This is a genomic window from Pseudomonas protegens (genome assembly GCF_003732485.1).
GTDB classification, from domain to species: Bacteria; Pseudomonadota; Gammaproteobacteria; order Pseudomonadales; family Pseudomonadaceae; genus Aquipseudomonas; species Aquipseudomonas protegens_B.
The window spans coordinates 146,741-163,865 of sequence record NZ_MOAK01000036.1 but is presented as its reverse complement, the minus strand read 5'-3'; the positions used below and the strand labels follow the sequence as shown (position 1 = coordinate 163,865).

Genomic DNA, 17,125 nt, shown 5'->3' with positions numbered 1-17,125 from the left:
CAGAAGCAACAACAAGAGAATGCCGGGCGGCAGCAGCAACTGTTTGATGAAATAGCGAAAAGGCATCGAGCATCTCCAAAAGATGCTCGAAGCCTAAAGGGGATACCCACGCGGCAACAACCGCTGCCAGGCACTTTTGCTTTCGAGATCCTCGGCAACCACCTCGTTCAAGCCAATAAAGGGCTCGGAACCTACTTGAACTGCTGGGACCGGACTTTTACCGAATCCCTGACGGGCACCTGATCCTTCAACCAAATGACCTTGGCCGAACGGGGCAGCTCCTGGTGTTGCAGGCTGCCCGATACATTGACCTGCATTTCATGCTGACTGCGGGCCAGGTAGGCCCTGATCAATTCGAACTCAGCACGGCTCAAACCCCGCAGCTCCAACTCGACCGGCCGCTCATTGCGCAGTCGATCCGCGGTTCTTGCCGCATCCAGGGCCAGAGCCAGCCGATTCAACAGCCGTTCATACACCTCAGGCTCTGTAACTTTTCGCTGCGATTCAAGCATCCGTTCACCTCATCGAAGATAAGAATCACTCCCCTTTTTGAGCTTAGTCGGACAGCTGAAAGCGACGCGCCGCCGCGACCAACGGCCCGCGCGAGCAATCAGGGTTTCCCTCCGCAGAGTGCGGTCATGTATGCTACGGCGCTTCCTGTAACTCCACTTCCAGCTCCACCGGGCACTGAAAAAACGCCGTATTTGGCGCCATCACCACCCGAGGTTGCGTTGAAGAGGATTAGGCCACCCCTATTCAGTACAAAAGTAGCCATGCACGAACACTATCAGCCCCGTGAAATCGAAGCCGCCGCCCAGTCGTTCTGGGATGAGCAAAAGTCCTTTGAAGTCAGTGAACAGCCAGGCAAGGAAACTTACTACTGCCTATCGATGTTCCCTTACCCCAGCGGCAAGCTACACATGGGGCACGTGCGCAACTACACCATCGGCGACGTGATTTCCCGCTACCAGCGCATGCAAGGCAAGAACGTCCTTCAGCCCATGGGTTGGGACGCCTTCGGCATGCCGGCGGAAAACGCCGCGATGAAGAACAACGTCGCACCGGCCAAATGGACCTACGAAAACATCGCCTACATGAAGACCCAGCTGCGCAGCCTGGGCCTGGCGGTGGACTGGTCCCGTGAGGTCACCACCTGCAAGCCGGACTACTACCGCTGGGAGCAGTGGCTGTTCACCCGCCTGTTCGAAAAAGGCGTGATCTACCGTAAGAACGGTACCGTGAACTGGGACCCGGTCGACCAGACCGTCCTGGCCAACGAACAGGTGATCGATGGCCGCGGCTGGCGCTCCGGCGCGCTGATCGAAAAGCGCGAAATTCCGATGTACTACTTCAAGATCACCGCCTACGCGGATGAGTTGCTGGAGAGTCTCGACGAGCTGCCGGGCTGGCCCGAGCAGGTCAAGACCATGCAACGCAACTGGATCGGCAAGTCCCGTGGCATGGAAGTGCAGTTCCCCTACGACCAGGCGTCGATCGGCGAAACCGGCACCCTGAAAGTCTTTACCACCCGTCCGGACACCCTGATGGGCGCGACCTACGTTGCCGTAGCGGCCGAACACCCGCTGGCCACCCTGGCCGCACAGAACAACCCCGAGCTGCAGGCGTTCATTGCCGAATGCAAAGGCGGCAGCGTTGCCGAAGCCGACATGGCGACCCAGGAGAAAAAGGGCCTGCCGACCTCGCTGTTCGTCGAGCACCCACTGACCGGCGAGAAGCTCCCGGTCTGGGTCGCCAACTACGTGCTGATGCACTATGGCGATGGCGCAGTAATGGCCGTGCCGGCCCACGATGAGCGCGACTTCGAATTCGCCAGCAAGTACAGCCTGCCGATCAAGGCCGTGGTGCGCACCAGTGCCGGCGATGAGACCCCAGCCCCATGGCAGGATGCTTACGGCGAACACGGTGAACTGATCAACTCCGGCGAATTCAACGGCCTGGACTTCCCTGGCGCGTTCGACGCAATCGAAGTGGCCCTGCTGAAGAAGAACCTCGGCCAATCGCGCACCCAGTTCCGCCTGCGGGATTGGGGCATCAGCCGCCAGCGCTACTGGGGCTGCCCGATCCCGATCATCCACTGCGACAGCTGCGGCGATGTGCCGGTGCCGGAAGACCAATTGCCGGTCGTGTTGCCGGAAGATGTGGTGCCGGACGGCGCCGGTTCGCCCCTGGCACGCATGCCCGAGTTCTACGAGTGCAGTTGCCCGAAATGCGGCGCACCAGCCAAGCGTGAAACCGACACCATGGACACCTTCGTCGAATCGTCGTGGTACTACGCCCGCTACGCCTCGCCGCACTATGAAGGCGGCCTGGTGGAAAAATCGGCAGCTGACCATTGGCTCCCGGTGGACCAGTACATCGGCGGTATCGAACACGCCATCCTGCACCTGCTCTACGCGCGTTTCTTCCACAAGCTGATGCGTGACGAAGGCCTGGTGAGCTCCAACGAGCCATTCAAGAACCTGTTGACCCAAGGCATGGTGATCGCCGAGACCTACTACCGTCGTGAAGCCAACGGTGCCTACACCTGGTTCAACCCAGCGGACGTCGAACTCGAACGCGACAGCAAGGCCAAGGTCATCAGCGCCAAGCTGATCGCAGACGGCCTGCCGGTGGAAATCGGCGGCACCGAGAAGATGGCCAAGTCGAAGAACAACGGCGTCGACCCACAGTCGATGATTGACCAGTTCGGCGCAGACACCTGCCGCCTGTTCATGATGTTCGCCTCGCCACCTGACATGAGCGCCGAATGGTCGGACTCCGGCGTTGAAGGCTCGCACCGTTTCCTCAAGCGCGTCTGGCGTCTGGCTCAAGCCCACGTCACCCAGGGCCTGCCGGGCACACTGGACATCGCCAGCCTGAGCGACGAGCAGAAAGCCACTCGCCGCTCGATCCACCAAGCCATCAAGCAGGCCAGCCACGACGTGGGCCAGAACCACAAATTCAACACCGCCATCGCCCAGGTGATGACGTTGATGAACGTGTTGGAAAAAGCCCCGCAAGGTACCGAGCAGGATCGCGCACTGGTTCAGGAAGGTCTGGAAACCGTGACCTTGCTGCTGGCGCCGATCACCCCGCACATCAGCCACGAACTGTGGAATCGCCTGGGTCACGCCGACCCGGTGATCGACGCCGGCTGGCCGGTGCTGGATGAAAGCGCGCTGGTGCAGGACAGCCTGCAACTGGTCATCCAGGTCAACGGCAAGCTGCGCGGCCAGATCGAAATGCCGGCCAGCGCCAGCCGTGAAGAAGTCGAGGCCGCGGCGCGCAACAACGAGAACGTGCTGCGCTTCACCGAAGGTCTGACCATCCGCAAGGTCATCGTGGTGCCGGGCAAGCTGGTCAACATCGTCGCCAGCTAATTGGATCAGGCGCCCGGTCCGGGACCGGGCGCCGAACAAAACCTTCAGGGCCACAAGGTTGGCCCACATGGTTTCAAGGGGAGCAATACATGATCAAACGTAACCTGCTGGTGATGGGCCTGGCCGTGCTGCTGAGCGCCTGTGGCTTCCAGCTGCGCGGCACCGGAACCCAGGAGCTGACCATCAAGGAGCTCGACCTGAGCGCTCGGGACGCCTACGGCACCACCGTGAAAATGCTCCAGCAGCAACTGGAAAACAGTGGCGTACGGGTCCATGCCGGCGCGCCCTACAAGCTGGTGCTGCTGAATGAGGAAAACTCCCAGCGCACGCTCAGCTACACCGGCGGTGGCAGCTCGGCCGAATACGAGGTCAGCACCACGCTCAGGTACGAGATCCTGACTCACGACAATCTGCACCTGCTCGATGACAAGCTGGAAGTGCAGAAAGTCTTCCTGCATGACGGCAACAACATCACCGGCTCGGATCAGGAATCGTCTGAAACCCGCAAGGAAATGCGTCGCGACCTGATTCAGCGCATGCTGATCCGTCTGCAACTGCTGACCCCGGAACAGCTTGCTCAACTGCAGGCCACCGCCGAGGCCAAAGCCAAGGCAGAAGCCGAGGCCCTGGAAGCCGCACGCAAGGCTGAGGCGGAAACTCCGCAACAGTCTCCCTTGGAACTGCCGAACCAGTAAGCCTTGCGGGGCGCTCAGGCGCCCCTCTGGCCCCCGCCTATGAAACTCGCCCCCGCCCAACTCGGCAAACACCTGCAAGGCACTCTAGCGCCGGTCTACGTGATCAGCGGCGACGATCCCCTGCTGTGTCAGGAAGCCGCCGACGCCATTCGCTCTGCCGTACGCCAGCAGGGGTTCGACGAGCGCCAGGTGTTCAGCGCCGATGCCAGCTTCGACTGGGGCACTCTGCTGCAAGCAGGGGCCAGCATGTCGCTGTTCGCAGAAAAGCGCCTGCTGGAACTGCGCCTGCCTTCGGGCAAGCCTGGGGACAAGGGCGCGGCAGCACTGATCGAATACTGCTCGCGTCCGGCCGAGGACACGGTGCTGTTGATCAGCCTGCCCAAGCTCGACGGCAGCGCGCAGAAAACCAAATGGGGCAAGGCCCTGGTCGAAGGCGCCCAGACTCAGTTCGTACAGATCTGGCCGGTGGATGCCAACCAGCTGCCGCAGTGGATTCGCCAGCGCCTGTCCCAGGCCGGCTTGTCCGCCAACCAGGATGCCGTCGAACTGATCGCCGCCCGGGTAGAAGGCAACCTGCTGGCGGCCGCCCAGGAAATCGAAAAGCTCAAGCTGATGGCCGAAGGCGGGCAGATCACCGTCGAAACGGTACAGGCGGCGGTGGCCGACAGTGCCCGCTTTGACGTATTCGGCCTGGTGGACGCCATCCTCAATGGTGAGGCCGCCCATGCCCTGCGCATGCTGGAAGGCTTGCGCGGCGAAGGCGTGGAACCGCCGGTGATTCTCTGGGCGCTGTCCCGGGAACTGCGCCTGCTGGCCAACCTGGCCCTGCAGTTCAGCCAGGGCGTGCCATTGGACAAGGTCTTCAGTCAGGCTCGGCCGCCCGTCTGGGACAAACGCAAACCTCTGATGAGCAAAGCCCTGCAGCGCTATTCCGCGCAACGCTGGGGCCAACTGTTGCTGGATGCTCAGCGCATCGATGCGCAGATCAAGGGGCAGGCCAGTGGATCGCCCTGGAGCAGCCTGAGCCGCTTATCGCTACTGATGGCTGGCCAGCGCCTGGCACTTGCGGCCGAGTAAGCCTGCCAACCAATCCCGCTTACAATTTTCTGCAGCCACTGTGCTGGACAGCGGCCCCACTCTGGCCGATGATCTGCGCCGCAACACCTCCTTCCCAAAGTGAGTACTCAGCATGAGCAAGCCATCCAAGCATGGCCCCAACAAGGCCAAGTCCATCATCGCCCAGCCACTGTTCCGCAGCCGCCAGGAACGCCCGACCAAGGGCAAAGGCAGCTACCGCCGCGAAGCCTTCCAGTCTAAAAGCTGGGAGGCTTCTTACTTTCTGGCTGCCTGAAGCCCAGAACCCCGCCGGCATGATAAGGTCTGCACCTGATTGTTATTCTCTCTGGACCCGTGCATGCCCTTTTGTCTTTCCCGTCGTTGGCACATGCGCCAACTGATCGCTGCCTCCAGCCTTGTTCTGCTAGTCGCCTGCGCGGAAAAACCCACCGCCGCCGACGCCCAGCCGCTGCCCAACCTCCAGGCAGCCCCTCTTGCCGCACCTGCCACTGTCGCGCCATTGACTGTCGACAACCTGGATATCCAGCCCACCCAGACCTTTGACCAATGGTTGAACGCCTTCCGTGCCGAAGCCTTGGGCGCCGGTATCCGTGCCGAAGTATTTGATCGCGCCTTTGCCGGCGTGACCCCGGACATGAGTGTGATCAAGGCCGATCGCAGCCAGCCTGAGTTCAGCCGACCCGTGTGGGAATACCTCGAGGGAGCGCTGTCACCGGTACGAGTACGCAAGGGTCAGGCACTGCTAGTGCAGTACAGCGACATCCTGCAACGGATCGAACAGCGCTACGGCGTGGACCGCCAGGCATTGGTGGCGGTCTGGGGCATGGAAAGCAACTTCGGCGACTTCCAGGGCAACAAATCGGTGATTCGATCGTTGGCCACTCTGGCCTATGAAGGCCGGCGCCCGGCCTTCGCCAACAGCCAGTTGATCGCCGCGTTGCAGATCATCCAGCACGGTGATATCCAGCCAGAGAAGATGCTTGGCTCCTGGGCTGGCGCAATGGGCCAGACCCAGTTCATTCCCACCACCTACAACACCCACGCCGTAGACTTCGACGGCGATGGCCGCCGGGATATCTGGAACAGCCCGGCCGATGCGCTGGCCTCCACCGCGCACTACCTGCAGAGTTCGGGCTGGCAGCAGGGACAACCCTGGGGCCTTGAAGTGCAGCTCAACAGTGGTTTCGACTATGCCCTGGCCGATGCCTCCACCCGCAAGACCGTGGGCGAGTGGATGCGCTTGGGCATGACACCGGCCAATGGCAAGGCGCTGCCTTATGGTTCGGAACAACTCTCGGCTTCGCTGCTCTTGCCGGCAGGTTACCGCGGCCCGGCGTTCCTGATCCTGGACAACTTCCGGGCAGTACTGAAGTACAACAACTCCTCGTCCTATGCCCTGGCGGTGAACCTGCTCTCCCAGCGCTTCGGCGGAGCCGGGCAGATCAGCGGCAGCTGGCCCAAGGACGATCTGCCCCTGAGCCGGTCCGAGCGCATCGAACTGCAAACCCTGCTCAGCGCCAACAACTACGACGCCGGCAATCCCGACGGCATCATCGGCGCCAACACCCGCAAGGCCATTCGCAACGCCCAGCAAGCACTGGGCTGGCCCGCAGATGGCTATCCGACCCACAAGTTGCTGGAAAGCCTGCGCAATCGCTAGCTAATGGCCCGGCGCAGGAAAACCACTCCCCTCGCCGGCTCCCTGCTACTTGAAGACCACGTCCTGAGCCAGGGTCAGCTCTCTGGCCCCGGCATCCAGCCTGACCAGCGCGCCCATGGGCAAGGTCAGGTTGGGGTTGCAATGGCCACTGCGCCATCCCGCCAGCACCGGAATCCTCAGCGGCTCGAAGGTCTGTTTCAGCAGGCCGCACAGCGCGTTGAAGTCCACACCGGCCACATCCCCCACCAACACCCCGCGCAGCTTGCTCAGCTTGCCAGCCAGGCGCAGGTGATTGAGCAGGCGATCTATGCGGTACAGCGGTTCGTTGACGTCCTCGATGAACAGGATAATACCGTCGGTGTTGATCTCATACGGGGTGCCAAGGGTACTGGCGATCATCGACAGATTCCCGCCCAGCAAAGAGCCCAAGGCGATACCCGGCTCGATGGTGGTCAAGGGGAATGCCACCGGATGGGGCAGCAGGCTGCCAGCCCTGACCTGACCTCGAAGCAGATTGAAAAAGGACGCTTCGGTGGGTGCCTGCTTGTCGCCCAGAAGGTCGGCATTGAGCATCGGCCCGTGAAAGCTCACAAAGCCGGCATAACGGTTGATCGCCAGGTGCAGAGCAGTGATATCGCTGTAGCCAACAAAGGGCTTGGGATTGCGCCGCAACAGATCGAAGTCGATCTTGTCCAGCAGGCGTGGGCTGCCATAGCCGCCACGCAGACACAGGATGGCGTCGATATCACTGTCGGCAAAAGCATCATGCAAGTCTTTCAGGCGTGCTTCATCGCTGCCGGCCAGATACCCCTCCTGCAACCCGACCCCGGGGAAGATCCGCAGTGCGTACCCCCGGGAACGCATCCATTGGTGGGCTTTCTCAGTATCCAGCGCTGCGGGACCGGCGGGTGCAATAAGGCCGATGACGCCTTCCGCTGCCAGCGCCGGCACCGGCAGGTGGGCGTTCAAGGCAGCAGTTGGTTGGATAGGCATGCAGATTCTCCCTGTGTGAATTCACTCGAGCACAGTAGCCATGAATGGCGTCAAACAGAAGAGTCGGAATCAAAAAGCGGGGGGGAGCAGCACAAGTGCTCAGTAGAGCGGGGAACCGCCCGCAAGGCTCGCGCCTTGCGGGCAGGTGAATCAGGAAACCAGGCCTGCCTTGGCCAGTTTCGCTTGCTCGTCGGCGTGATACGAGGAACGTACCAGCGGGCCCGAAGCGACATTCTTGAAGCCCATCTTGTAGCCTTCCTCGGCAAACCAGGCAAAGGTATCCGGGTGCACGAAGCGCTGAACCGGCAAGTGGTTGCGGGACGGCTGCAGGTACTGGCCAAGGGTCAGCATGTCGATGTCGTGCTCACGCATGCGCTTCATGACTTCGATGACTTCGTCGTCGGTTTCGCCCAGGCCCAGCATCAAACCGGACTTGGTCGGTACATGAGGCACCAGTTGCTTGAATTTCTGCAGCAGGGTCAGCGACCACTGGTAGTCCGAGCCCGGACGGGCAGCCTTGTACAGGCGCGGCACGGTTTCCAGGTTGTGGTTGAACACATCCGGTGGCGTGGCAGCGGTGATTTCCAGGGCTACATCCATACGACCGCGGTAGTCGGGCACCAGGGTTTCCAACTGCACGTTAGGCGACAGCTTGCGGATCTCGCGAATGCAGTCGGCAAAGTGCTGAGCACCGCCGTCACGCAGGTCATCGCGGTCCACCGAAGTGATCACCACATACTTCAGGCGCAGATCGGCGATGGCCACTGCCAGGTTCATCGGCTCGTCGACATCCAGAGGTTTCGGACGGCCGTGGCCAACGTCACAGAACGGGCAGCGACGGGTGCAGATGTCGCCCATGATCATGAAGGTCGCGGTACCGCCGGAGAAACATTCGCCCAGGTTAGGGCAGGATGCTTCTTCGCAAACGCTGTGCAGCTTGTGCTTGCGCAGCAGTTGCTTGATCCGGTCGACTTCCGGGGATACCGGAATACGCACCCGGATCCAGTCCGGTTTCTTCGGCAGTTCGGTGGTCGGAATGATCTTCACCGGAATGCGCGCAACCTTTTCCGCACCGCGCAATTTGACGCCGGCTTCAACTTTCGGACGTGGCGCCCGCTCGGAGACATCCACCGTCGGGATCAGGGTTTGAACAGCGTCTTGCGCAGTAGTCATATCAGTCGATTCCGCCCGTTAGGGTCGTCTGCTCAGCATAGTCGAGGTGTTTGACGAGCTGCGCACGCAGCCGGGCACTTACCTCGGCAAATTCAATCGGCCCTGCATGGTCGCTTAGCTGGGTCATCGCCAACCCGGCATAACCACAGGGGTTAATCCGTCGAAACGGCTGCAAATCCATGTCCACGTTCAAGGCCAGACCGTGAAAGGAGCATCCGTGACGGATACGCAGGCCCAGGGAAGCGATTTTCGCCCCATTGACGTAGACACCCGGTGCATCGGGCTTGGCCGCTGCCGCTACGCCATAACTGGCCAGCAGCTCCACCAAGCACTGTTCCATGCGACTGACCAGATCTCGTACACCGAATCCCAGCCTGCGCACGTCCAGCAACAGATAGGCGACCAATTGGCCCGGCCCGTGATAGGTCACCTGACCGCCACGATCCACCTGCACCACCGGGATATCCCCCGGAAGCAACAGGTGCTCGGCCTTGCCCGCCTGACCCTGAGTGAATACCTGTGGATGCTGCACCAGCCAGACCTCGTCCGGTGCACTGGTGCCGCGTTCATTGGTAAAACGCTGCATGGCATGCCAGACCGGCTCGTAAGCCATCAGGCCAAGCTCACGAAAGCCCAGCGTTTGCGGCATCACAGCACCATGTGGACGACACCGGTAGCACGCAGGGCACTATTGATATCACGCAGTTGGTCTTCACCGGTGGCGGTGATGTGCAGTTGTACCGTGGTGTACTTGCCGTTGCTGCTCTGACGCTCGGCCAGGGACTTGATGTCCAGGGTGGCGTACTTGGCAAGTATCTCGATCACGGTGTCCTTGAAGCCGACAACCGTGTCACCGATCACCTTGATCGGATAGTCATCGACGGGGAATTCAATCTTGTGCGACTTAACGTCAGTGTCTGTCATGGCAGTAACGGCCTCGTAAGCCGTGGCGACGGACATGACCCCCACTCTACTTAAGAGCGAGGGCCACGCGGGTCGACAATATCAGTTGAACAAGCCGTAGAAGAATAGACGGATGCTATCCCACATGCGGCGGAAGATACCACCTTCGTCGACCGCTTCCAGGGCGATCAGGTCAGCGCTGTGCACCACCTTGTCGTCCAGTTTCACTTCGACTTTACCAATCACGTCGCCCTTGGCGATCGGCGCAACCAGTTGCGGGTTCATGGTCATGCTGGCGGCGAGCTTTTTCAACTGGCCTTTAGGCATCGTCATGGTCAGATCTTCAGCCAGACCGGCCTTGACCTGATGAGTGGTGCCCTTCCACACCGGCGCCTGAGCCAGCTCAGTGCCTTTCTGGTAGAAAGTCTGGGTTTCGAAGAAACGGAAACCGTAGGTCAGCAGCTTCTGGGTTTCAGCGGCGCGAGCCTGTTCGCTGTTGGTGCCGAACACCACGGCGATCAGACGCATGCCATCACGTACTGCCGAAGACACCATGCAATAGCCGGCTTCATCGGTGTGGCCGGTTTTCAGACCATCGACGGTCTTGTCGCGCCACAGCAGCAGGTTACGGTTAGGTTGCTTGATGCCGTTCCAGAAGAACTCCTTCTGCGAGTAGATCGCATAGTGGGCAGGGTCTTCGTGGATGATCGCGCGAGCCAGCACGGCCATGTCGTGAGCCGACGAGTAGTGCTCAGGGTTCGGCAGACCGGTCGGGTTCATGAAGTGGCTGTTGCTCATGCCCAGATCGGTAGCCGTCTTGTTCATCATGTCGGCAAAGGCGTCTTCGCTGCCGGCAATGTGCTCGGAAACCGCAACGCTGGCGTCGTTACCGGACTGAATGATGATGCCGTGCAGCAAGTCGCTGACGGTGACTTGCGAACCCACCTTGATGAACATCCGCGACCCGCCGGTACGCCAGGCGTTCTCGCTGACGGTCACCGGATCGTTCTCGCCGATCTGGCCGCGACGGATTTCCAAGGTCGCGATGTAGGCGGTCATCAGCTTGGTCAGGCTGGCCGGCGGCAGGCGCTGGTCACCATTGTTCTCCACCAGCACGTTACCGCTGCTGGCGTCCATGAGCACATAGGATTTGGCGGCCAGTTGCGGTGGCGACGGCATCGCTTCGACCGCCCAAGCGGCGGGCGTGATGATCAGCGGGACAAGCAGGCACAGGCGTTTGGCAAAGGTGGTGATGTTCATCCGTCTCTCGAAGTTGCTAATGGAAACTTGCCCGAGGGCAAAACTATTTCAGACAGCCTTCTAAAGGGCTGTCGCGTGTGCAGTTGTTCACTCACTGACCCTTGCCGGGCTTTTGTTGTTCGACGAGCCAACAACCAGGGTCTGCCCCCCAATACCGCAAGCGGACCTTCAATCTTCTTACTCGGCAGTGACCACGCTGGGCTGGCCAAGATTAGCCAAGCGCACGCTGTTCTGCGCTTGCTGAGCCTCACCCGGCGTGCCGAATGGCCCCAGGCGCACCCGGTGCAGCGTCTGCTGATTACGTACGATCGAGCTGATGAACACCGGGGCGCTCACCATGCCACTCAACTTCGACCTCAACAGCTCGGCAGCGTCAGGATTGGCGAAGGCACCCACCTGCAGGTACTGGCCAGAGGCCGCTACAGCGGTGTTTTTCACTTGTACGGGAACCACCGCGGCAGCGTGTTGCTGGGGCGGCGGCGTCCATTGCTCAACAGTACCGGCCGAAGCCGTGATCACCGGCGCGCTATTCTGCGCCACTTGCGGCTCATTGAGCATCAACGGCGCCGGACGGCCACGCTGGGCCCACCATTGCTGCGGATCGATGCCCTCAACCTTGACCCGAGCGGTGCCTGTCTCGGCATAGCCGAGCTTCTTTGCCGCAGCGTAGGACAGGTCGATGATACGGTCGGAGTAGAACGGACCGCGATCGTTGACCCGCAGGATCACGCTGCGATTGTTGTCCAGGTTGGTGACCTTCACGTAACTGGGCAACGGCAATGTCTTGTGTGCGGCACTCATGCCGTAAAGGTCATAGACCTCGCCATTGGCGGTGTTCTGACCATGGAACTTGGTGCCGTACCAGGACGCCGTGCCAGAGGCCACGTAGTTCTTGGATTCCTGGATGGGGAAATAGGTCTTGCCCAGCACCGTATAGGGGTTGGCCTTGTACGGGCCGGTGTGCAGGGTCGGGGTCGCATCGGGAATGCGCGAGACGTCGACGTCCCACCAGGGTGCGCCATCCTTGTGGGCGCGGTTGACGTCCAGGCCAGGCATGGAACGCACGCCACTCGAGGACTTCTGTTGCGGCGAGCGACTCGTCGAGCAACTGACCAACAACAAGGACAACGCGGCAAAAGCCACCAGCTTCAGGGGTTTGTGGATTGGCATTGCCAGCATTACTTGACGCCCCGTGCTTGGACCAGTTGTTCAGACAACTGATGTACGGCCATGGCATACATCACGCTGCGGTTATAGCGAGTGATCGCATAAAAGTTCTTCAGGCCCATCCAGTATTCCGGGCCACTGTCACCTTCCAGACGGAAAGCGGTGACCGGCATATCATCGCGCAGCGCATCATGACTCGACCAGCCCAAGGCCCGCAACTCCCCGACCGTCTTGGTCGGCTCGATCCCTGTGGTCAAGCCTTCGTCCACGCGATCGCCACGCACATCGGCACGACTCACCACCGGCTCGCCGGCTACCCAGCCATGACGCTTGAAGTAACTGGCGACACTGCCGATGGCATCGTCCGGGTTGGTCCAGATATTAATGTGGCCATCACCGTCGAAATCCACCGCATAGGCGCGGAAACTGCTCGGCATGAACTGCGGCAGGCCCATGGCTCCTGCGTAGGAGCCCTTGAGGCTCAGCGGATCGAGCTGCTCTTCACGGGCCAGCAACAGGAATTCGCGCAGCTCCTTGCGGAAGAATTCCGCACGGGGCGGATAATCGAAGCCCAGGGTAGATAAAGCATCGATCACCCGGTAATTACCGGTATTACGCCCAAAAAAGGTCTCAACGCCGATGATCGACACGATAACCTGGGCCGGCACGCCATATTCCTGCTCGGCGCGAGCCAGAACAGCTTCATGCTGGCGCCAGAAATCCACACCACGGGCAATACGCGCGTCGGTGATGAACATCGGCCGATATTCCTTCCACTGCTTGACCCGCTCGGCAGGCCGGGAGATGGCGTCAAGAATCGATTGCTTGCGCTCGGCCTCGCGGAACACGCCCATCAGCTGTTCCCCGGCGAAACCATAGTCCCGAGTCATTTCGCCAACGAATTCGGCCACTTGCGGCGAACCTTCGTAATCACCGGCGAACGCGGGTTGCGCTGCACCAAGGATGCTTACCAGGCCGACCCACGGCGCATGCCGAGCAGCCCAGCCACGCATTACTTGCATTGAATTCTTCACCTTAATCAAACCTGCGCGATCCACTTGCGATGGGTATGGATCGACATCAAAACCCCAAACGCTGACAGTAGCGTCACCAGCGAAGTTCCTCCGTAGCTAATGAACGGCAACGGAACCCCCACTACCGGCAACAAGCCACTGACCATACCTATGTTGACGAAAACGTAAACAAAAAACGTCATGGTCAGGCTGCCCGCGAGCAACTTGCCGAACAATGTCTGTGCCTGGGCAGTAATCACCAACCCACGCCCGATCAGCAGCAGGTAGATCAGCAACAGCGCGCAAATGCCCACCAGGCCGAACTCCTCGCCCATGACCGCAATAATGAAGTCGGTGTGGCTCTCCGGCAGAAAGTCCAGGTGCGACTGCGTCCCCAGCAGCCAGCCCTTGCCAAAAACCCCGCCGGAACCGATGGCCGCCTTGGACTGGATAATGTTCCAACCCGTGCCCAGAGGATCGCTCTCGGGGTCGAGAAAAGTCAGGATTCGCTGTTTCTGGTAGTCATGCATGATGAAGAACCACATGGCGATCGCCACCGGCACCGCGGCCGCCAGCACACTCAGAATCCAGCGCCAGCGCAGCCCGCCCATGAACAACACGAAGGTGCCACCGGCCAGGATCAGCAAGGCCGTACCCAGGTCAGGCTGACGCACGATCAGGATGAACGGAATGCCAATCAGCACCAGGCTGATCCCCACATGCTTGAGATGGGGCGGCAGGGTGCGCTTGGACAGGTACCAGGCGATGGTCGCCGGCATGATGATCTTCATGAACTCCGACGGCTGGAAGCGAATCACCCCAGGAATGTTGATCCAGCGAGTTGCGCCCATGGCGTTGTGGCCCATGACGTCCACCACCACCAGCAATACCACGCCGAACACATATCCCAGGGGCACCCAGCGCGCCATGAAACGTGGCTCGAACTGGGCGATGACAATCATCGACACCAAGCCAATGCCGAAGGACGTGGCCTGCTTGGCCAGCAGATCCCAACTCTTGCCACTGGCCGAATACAGCACGAACAGGCTGCCGGCGGCCAAGGTCAGCAACAGCACCAATAGCGGGCCGTCGATATGCAGGCGCTGCAACAGCGTCGCGCGACGGCGCATCACATCCTCACTGGAGAGGATGCGGTCAAAATTACTCTTCACGGGCCGTAGCCTCCGCGCTGATAGGGCTGGCGAACTCGGGCTTGAGCTGGCCGTCCTGGCCGAGAAGCCAGGCATCCATCACCTGACGCACCACGGGGGCCGCGACGCCGGAGCCCGACTCACCGTTCTCGACCATGACCGAGACCACGATCCTGGGGTTTTCCGCCGGGGCGAAGCCGACAAACAGCGCGTGGTCGCGATGCCGCTCCTGAACCTTGGAGCGGTCGTATTTCTCGCCCTGCTTGATCGCCACCACCTGGGCGGTACCGCTCTTGCCGGCAATCCGGTACTGCGAACCGACCGCAGCCTTGCGCGCAGTGCCTCGGGCGCCGTGCATCACCTGCTGCATGCCGTGGTTGACCTTCATCCAGTCCGACGGGTCACGCAGGACAATGTCCGGCATCGGGTTGTGATCCACGGGCTTCTCACCCTCGATGCTCTTGGCCAGATGCGGCCGGCTCCACTTGCCTTTGCTGGCAACCAGAGCGGTAGCCTGGGCCAGTTGCAACGGCGTCGACTGCATGTAGCCCTGACCGATCCCGAGAATCAGGGTTTCTCCCGGGAACCAGGCCTGACGCCGGGTGGCGCGCTTCCACTCGCGGGTCGGCATCAGCCCGGGGGACTCCTCGAACATGTCCAGGGAGACCTTTTGGCCGATGCCGAACTTGGTCATGTAGGCCGAGAGCCGATCGATCCCCAGCTTGTGGGCCAGGTCATAGAAATAGGTGTCGTTGGACCGCATGATCGCGGTGTCCAGGTCGACATAACCGTCACCGGTACGGTTCCAGTTGCGGTACTTGTGATCGTAATTGGGCAGTTGGTAGTAACCCGGGTCGTAGACTCGGGTCGAAGCCGTCACCACCCCGGCATCCAGCCCGGCAATCGCCACCGCCGGCTTGATGGTGGAACCCGGCGGGTAAAGACCACGCAGTACCCGGTTGAACAGCGGCCGATCGATGGAATCACGCAATTCAGCGTAAGCCTTGAAGCTGATACCCGTGACGAACAGGTTCGGATCGAAACTCGGCTGGCTGACCATCGCCAGGACTTCACCGGTGCTCGGGTCCAGTGCCACCACCGCACCGCGGCGGCCGCCCAGGGCCAGTTCCGCGGCCTCCTGCAGCTTGATATCCAGGCTCAGGACAATGTCCTTGCCGGGAATCGGGTCGGTGCGCTTGAGCACCCGCAGAACCCGACCACGGGCGTTGGTTTCAACTTCTTCGTAACCCACCTGGCCATGCAGTTCCGGCTCGTAGAAGCGTTCGATACCAGTCTTGCCGATATGGTGGGTGCCGCTGTAGTTCACTGGGTCCAGGGACTTCAGCTCTTTCTCGTTGATCCGTCCCATATAGCCCACGGAGTGCGCAAAGTGCGCTCCCTGAGGGTAATGCCGGACCAGTTGAGCAACCACTTCCACCCCGGGCAGACGGAACTGGTTCACCGCAATGCGGGCAATCTGCTCTTCCGTCAACTCGAACAGGATCGGCACCGGCTCGAAGGGGCGCCGCCCCTGCTTCATGCGCTTTTCGAACAGCACCCGGTCTTCCGGGGTCAGTTCCAGTACCTCGACGATCACATCGAGCACCTGCTGCCAATCGCCGGAACGCTCGCGGGTCATGCTCAAGCTGAAGCTGGGGCGGTTGTCCGCCACCACCACGCCATTGCGGTCAAAAATCAGTCCGCGAGTCGGGGGAATCGGCTGCACATGCACCCGATTGTTCTCCGACAGCGTGGAGTGATAGTCGTACTGGATCACCTGCAGGTAATACAACCGGGCAATCAGCACGCCGATCAGGCAGACCACCATGATGGCGCCGAACACGACCCGGCCACGCACCAGACGGGCGTCTTTTTCGTGGTCCTTGATGCGGATCGGCTGGGACATGAGGGGCGCGGGCTACTTGTGGTAAGGGTGCCCGGACAGCACGGTCCAGGCGCGATACAGCTGTTCACCGATGAGAATCCGCACCAGCGGGTGCGGCAAGGTCAGCGGCGACAGCGACCAGCGCTGATCGGCCCGCGCACAGACTTCCGGCGCCAGCCCTTCCGGGCCGCCAACCATGAAATTCACGGTGCGCGAATCGAGACGCCAACGATCCAGTTCCACCGCCAACTGCTCGGTGCTCCAGGGTTTGCCGTGCACCTCAAGAGTGACGATGCGCTCGTTATGCCCGACCTTGGCCAGCATGGCTTCGCCTTCCTGACGGATGAAGCGAGCCACGTCGGCGTTCTTGCCTCGGGTATTGAGCGGAATTTCCACCAGTTCCAGCGCCAGCTCGGATGGCAGACGCTTGGCATATTCGTGCCAACCCTCTTCCACCCACTTGGGCATGCGTGAACCGACAGCGATCAGACGCAGGCGCACAGCCGTCCCTTATTGCTGGTCTTTGTTGAGCTTGGTGAAGTGCTCGTGGCCATGCTCCGGGCTGTGGTGCTTGCCATCGGCCGCGCGGCTCTGCTCGGCGCCCTGCCACAGACGCTCCAGGTCGTAGAACTGACGAGCCGAGGCGGTCATCATGTGCACGATCACGTCGTCCAGGTCCAGCAGCACCCAGTCGCTGTCGCCCTTGCCTTCTTCACCCAACGGGCGCACGCCCTGGGCCTTGACCATTTCGCGGACCTTTTCCAGCAT

18 protein-coding genes are annotated in these 17,125 nt (G+C 61.0%); 5 read left to right on the top strand and 13 right to left on the bottom strand.

The annotated features are described in order from the left end of the window. Both BLX41_RS37210 and BLX41_RS34715 read right to left on the bottom strand, forming a co-directional pair. Positions 1-66 (bottom strand): hypothetical protein (locus tag BLX41_RS37210; RefSeq protein WP_404942755.1); only part of this gene is annotated, 66 nt, incomplete at its 3' end. A gap of 125 nt (positions 67-191) precedes the next feature. Then, positions 192-512: a hypothetical protein gene (locus BLX41_RS34715; protein WP_123724395.1), complete on the bottom strand. Its 321-nt coding sequence runs from the start codon at positions 510-512 to the stop codon at positions 192-194. Between the two features lie 261 nt (positions 513-773). On the opposite strand from BLX41_RS34715, the gene leuS reads away from it, so the two are divergent. The 5 genes from leuS to BLX41_RS07620 all read left to right on the top strand — a co-directional run bounded on the left by leuS (position 774) and on the right by BLX41_RS07620 (position 6,812). Beyond that, positions 774-3,380 (top strand): leucine--tRNA ligase, encoded by a 2,607-nt coding sequence (leuS, locus tag BLX41_RS07640; protein ID WP_123724394.1) that lies wholly within the window; start codon positions 774-776, stop codon positions 3,378-3,380. Between the two features lie 89 nt (positions 3,381-3,469). Next, positions 3,470-4,075 (top strand): LPS-assembly lipoprotein LptE, encoded by a 606-nt coding sequence (locus tag BLX41_RS07635; RefSeq protein ID WP_123724393.1) that lies wholly within the window; start codon positions 3,470-3,472, stop codon positions 4,073-4,075. 39 nt (positions 4,076-4,114) lie between these two features. Further along, positions 4,115-5,152, top strand: a complete 1,038-nt coding sequence (gene holA / locus BLX41_RS07630; protein ID WP_123724392.1) for a DNA polymerase III subunit delta — start codon at positions 4,115-4,117, stop codon at positions 5,150-5,152. Positions 5,153-5,264: 112 nt separating this feature from the next. Next, positions 5,265-5,426 carry an alternative ribosome rescue factor ArfA gene (gene arfA / locus BLX41_RS07625; protein ID WP_123724391.1) on the top strand — a complete coding sequence of 54 codons (162 nt, stop codon included), beginning with the start codon at positions 5,265-5,267 and terminating at the stop codon, positions 5,424-5,426. Positions 5,427-5,489: 63 nt separating this feature from the next. After that, positions 5,490-6,812 carry a lytic murein transglycosylase gene (locus BLX41_RS07620; protein ID WP_123724390.1) on the top strand — a complete coding sequence of 441 codons (1,323 nt, stop codon included), beginning with the start codon at positions 5,490-5,492 and terminating at the stop codon, positions 6,810-6,812. A 45-nt stretch (positions 6,813-6,857) separates the two neighbouring features. On the opposite strand, the gene BLX41_RS07615 is transcribed toward BLX41_RS07620, so the two are convergent. The 11 genes from BLX41_RS07615 to rsfS form a co-directional block, all read right to left on the bottom strand. After that, complete coding sequence (locus BLX41_RS07615; RefSeq protein ID WP_123724389.1) at positions 6,858-7,805, bottom strand: S66 peptidase family protein; 948 nt, start codon at positions 7,803-7,805, stop codon at positions 6,858-6,860. A 150-nt stretch (positions 7,806-7,955) separates the two neighbouring features. Further along, complete coding sequence (lipA, locus tag BLX41_RS07610; protein ID WP_123724388.1) at positions 7,956-8,978, bottom strand: lipoyl synthase; 1,023 nt, start codon at positions 8,976-8,978, stop codon at positions 7,956-7,958. Position 8,979: 1 nt separating this feature from the next. Next, positions 8,980-9,627 carry a lipoyl(octanoyl) transferase LipB gene (lipB, locus tag BLX41_RS07605; protein WP_123724387.1) on the bottom strand — a complete coding sequence of 216 codons (648 nt, stop codon included), beginning with the start codon at positions 9,625-9,627 and terminating at the stop codon, positions 8,980-8,982. Beyond that, the gene (locus tag BLX41_RS07600) at positions 9,627-9,902 is read right to left on the bottom strand and encodes a DUF493 domain-containing protein (RefSeq protein ID WP_025129297.1); all 276 of its coding nucleotides are present in this window, start codon (positions 9,900-9,902) and stop codon (positions 9,627-9,629) included. The genes lipB and BLX41_RS07600 overlap by 1 nt, the downstream gene beginning before the upstream one ends. 81 nt (positions 9,903-9,983) lie before the next feature. Next, positions 9,984-11,141, bottom strand: coding sequence for a D-alanyl-D-alanine carboxypeptidase family protein (locus BLX41_RS07595; RefSeq protein WP_025129298.1), 1,158 nt, complete (start codon positions 11,139-11,141; stop codon positions 9,984-9,986). Positions 11,142-11,318: 177 nt separating this feature from the next. Further along, positions 11,319-12,320 (bottom strand): septal ring lytic transglycosylase RlpA family protein, encoded by a 1,002-nt coding sequence (locus BLX41_RS07590; protein WP_123724386.1) that lies wholly within the window; start codon positions 12,318-12,320, stop codon positions 11,319-11,321. Next, positions 12,320-13,342 (bottom strand): lytic murein transglycosylase B, encoded by a 1,023-nt coding sequence (mltB, locus tag BLX41_RS07585; RefSeq protein ID WP_185073441.1) that lies wholly within the window; start codon positions 13,340-13,342, stop codon positions 12,320-12,322. Before mltB ends, BLX41_RS07590 begins: the two co-directional genes overlap by 1 nt. Before the next feature lie 5 nt (positions 13,343-13,347). Further along, positions 13,348-14,451, bottom strand: a complete 1,104-nt coding sequence (gene rodA / locus BLX41_RS07580) for a rod shape-determining protein RodA (protein WP_015637169.1) — start codon at positions 14,449-14,451, stop codon at positions 13,348-13,350. Positions 14,452-14,482: 31 nt separating this feature from the next. Next, positions 14,483-16,378, bottom strand: coding sequence for a penicillin-binding protein 2 (gene mrdA, locus BLX41_RS07575; RefSeq protein WP_123724384.1), 1,896 nt, complete (start codon positions 16,376-16,378; stop codon positions 14,483-14,485). 12 nt (positions 16,379-16,390) lie between these two features. Next, positions 16,391-16,858, bottom strand: coding sequence for a 23S rRNA (pseudouridine(1915)-N(3))-methyltransferase RlmH (gene rlmH / locus BLX41_RS07570; protein ID WP_011063671.1), 468 nt, complete (start codon positions 16,856-16,858; stop codon positions 16,391-16,393). A 9-nt stretch (positions 16,859-16,867) separates the two neighbouring features. Further along, a partial coding sequence (gene rsfS / locus BLX41_RS34710) for a ribosome silencing factor (protein WP_259744525.1) occupies positions 16,868-17,125 on the bottom strand: 258 nt, incomplete at its 5' end.

Excerpts from the sequence above, each read along its gene's own strand:
- BLX41_RS34715 (WP_123724395.1), bottom strand. The coding sequence starts at position 512 with ATGCTTGAATCGCAGCGAAAAGTTACAGAGCCTGAGGTGTATGAACGG.
- leuS (WP_123724394.1), top strand. The coding sequence starts at position 774 with ATGCACGAACACTATCAGCCCCGTGAAATCGAAGCCGCCGCCCAGTCG.
- BLX41_RS07635 (WP_123724393.1), top strand. The coding sequence starts at position 3,470 with ATGATCAAACGTAACCTGCTGGTGATGGGCCTGGCCGTGCTGCTGAGC.
- holA (WP_123724392.1), top strand. The coding sequence starts at position 4,115 with ATGAAACTCGCCCCCGCCCAACTCGGCAAACACCTGCAAGGCACTCTA.
- arfA (WP_123724391.1), top strand. The coding sequence starts at position 5,265 with ATGAGCAAGCCATCCAAGCATGGCCCCAACAAGGCCAAGTCCATCATC.
- BLX41_RS07620 (WP_123724390.1), top strand. The coding sequence starts at position 5,490 with ATGCCCTTTTGTCTTTCCCGTCGTTGGCACATGCGCCAACTGATCGCT.
- BLX41_RS07615 (WP_123724389.1), bottom strand. The coding sequence starts at position 7,805 with ATGCCTATCCAACCAACTGCTGCCTTGAACGCCCACCTGCCGGTGCCG.
- lipA (WP_123724388.1), bottom strand. The coding sequence starts at position 8,978 with ATGACTACTGCGCAAGACGCTGTTCAAACCCTGATCCCGACGGTGGAT.
- lipB (WP_123724387.1), bottom strand. The coding sequence starts at position 9,627 with ATGCCGCAAACGCTGGGCTTTCGTGAGCTTGGCCTGATGGCTTACGAG.
- BLX41_RS07600 (WP_025129297.1), bottom strand. The coding sequence starts at position 9,902 with ATGACAGACACTGACGTTAAGTCGCACAAGATTGAATTCCCCGTCGAT.
- BLX41_RS07595 (WP_025129298.1), bottom strand. The coding sequence starts at position 11,141 with ATGAACATCACCACCTTTGCCAAACGCCTGTGCCTGCTTGTCCCGCTG.
- BLX41_RS07590 (WP_123724386.1), bottom strand. The coding sequence starts at position 12,320 with ATGCTGGCAATGCCAATCCACAAACCCCTGAAGCTGGTGGCTTTTGCC.
- rodA (WP_015637169.1), bottom strand. The coding sequence starts at position 14,451 with ATGCGCCGTCGCGCGACGCTGTTGCAGCGCCTGCATATCGACGGCCCG.
- mrdA (WP_123724384.1), bottom strand. The coding sequence starts at position 16,378 with ATGTCCCAGCCGATCCGCATCAAGGACCACGAAAAAGACGCCCGTCTG.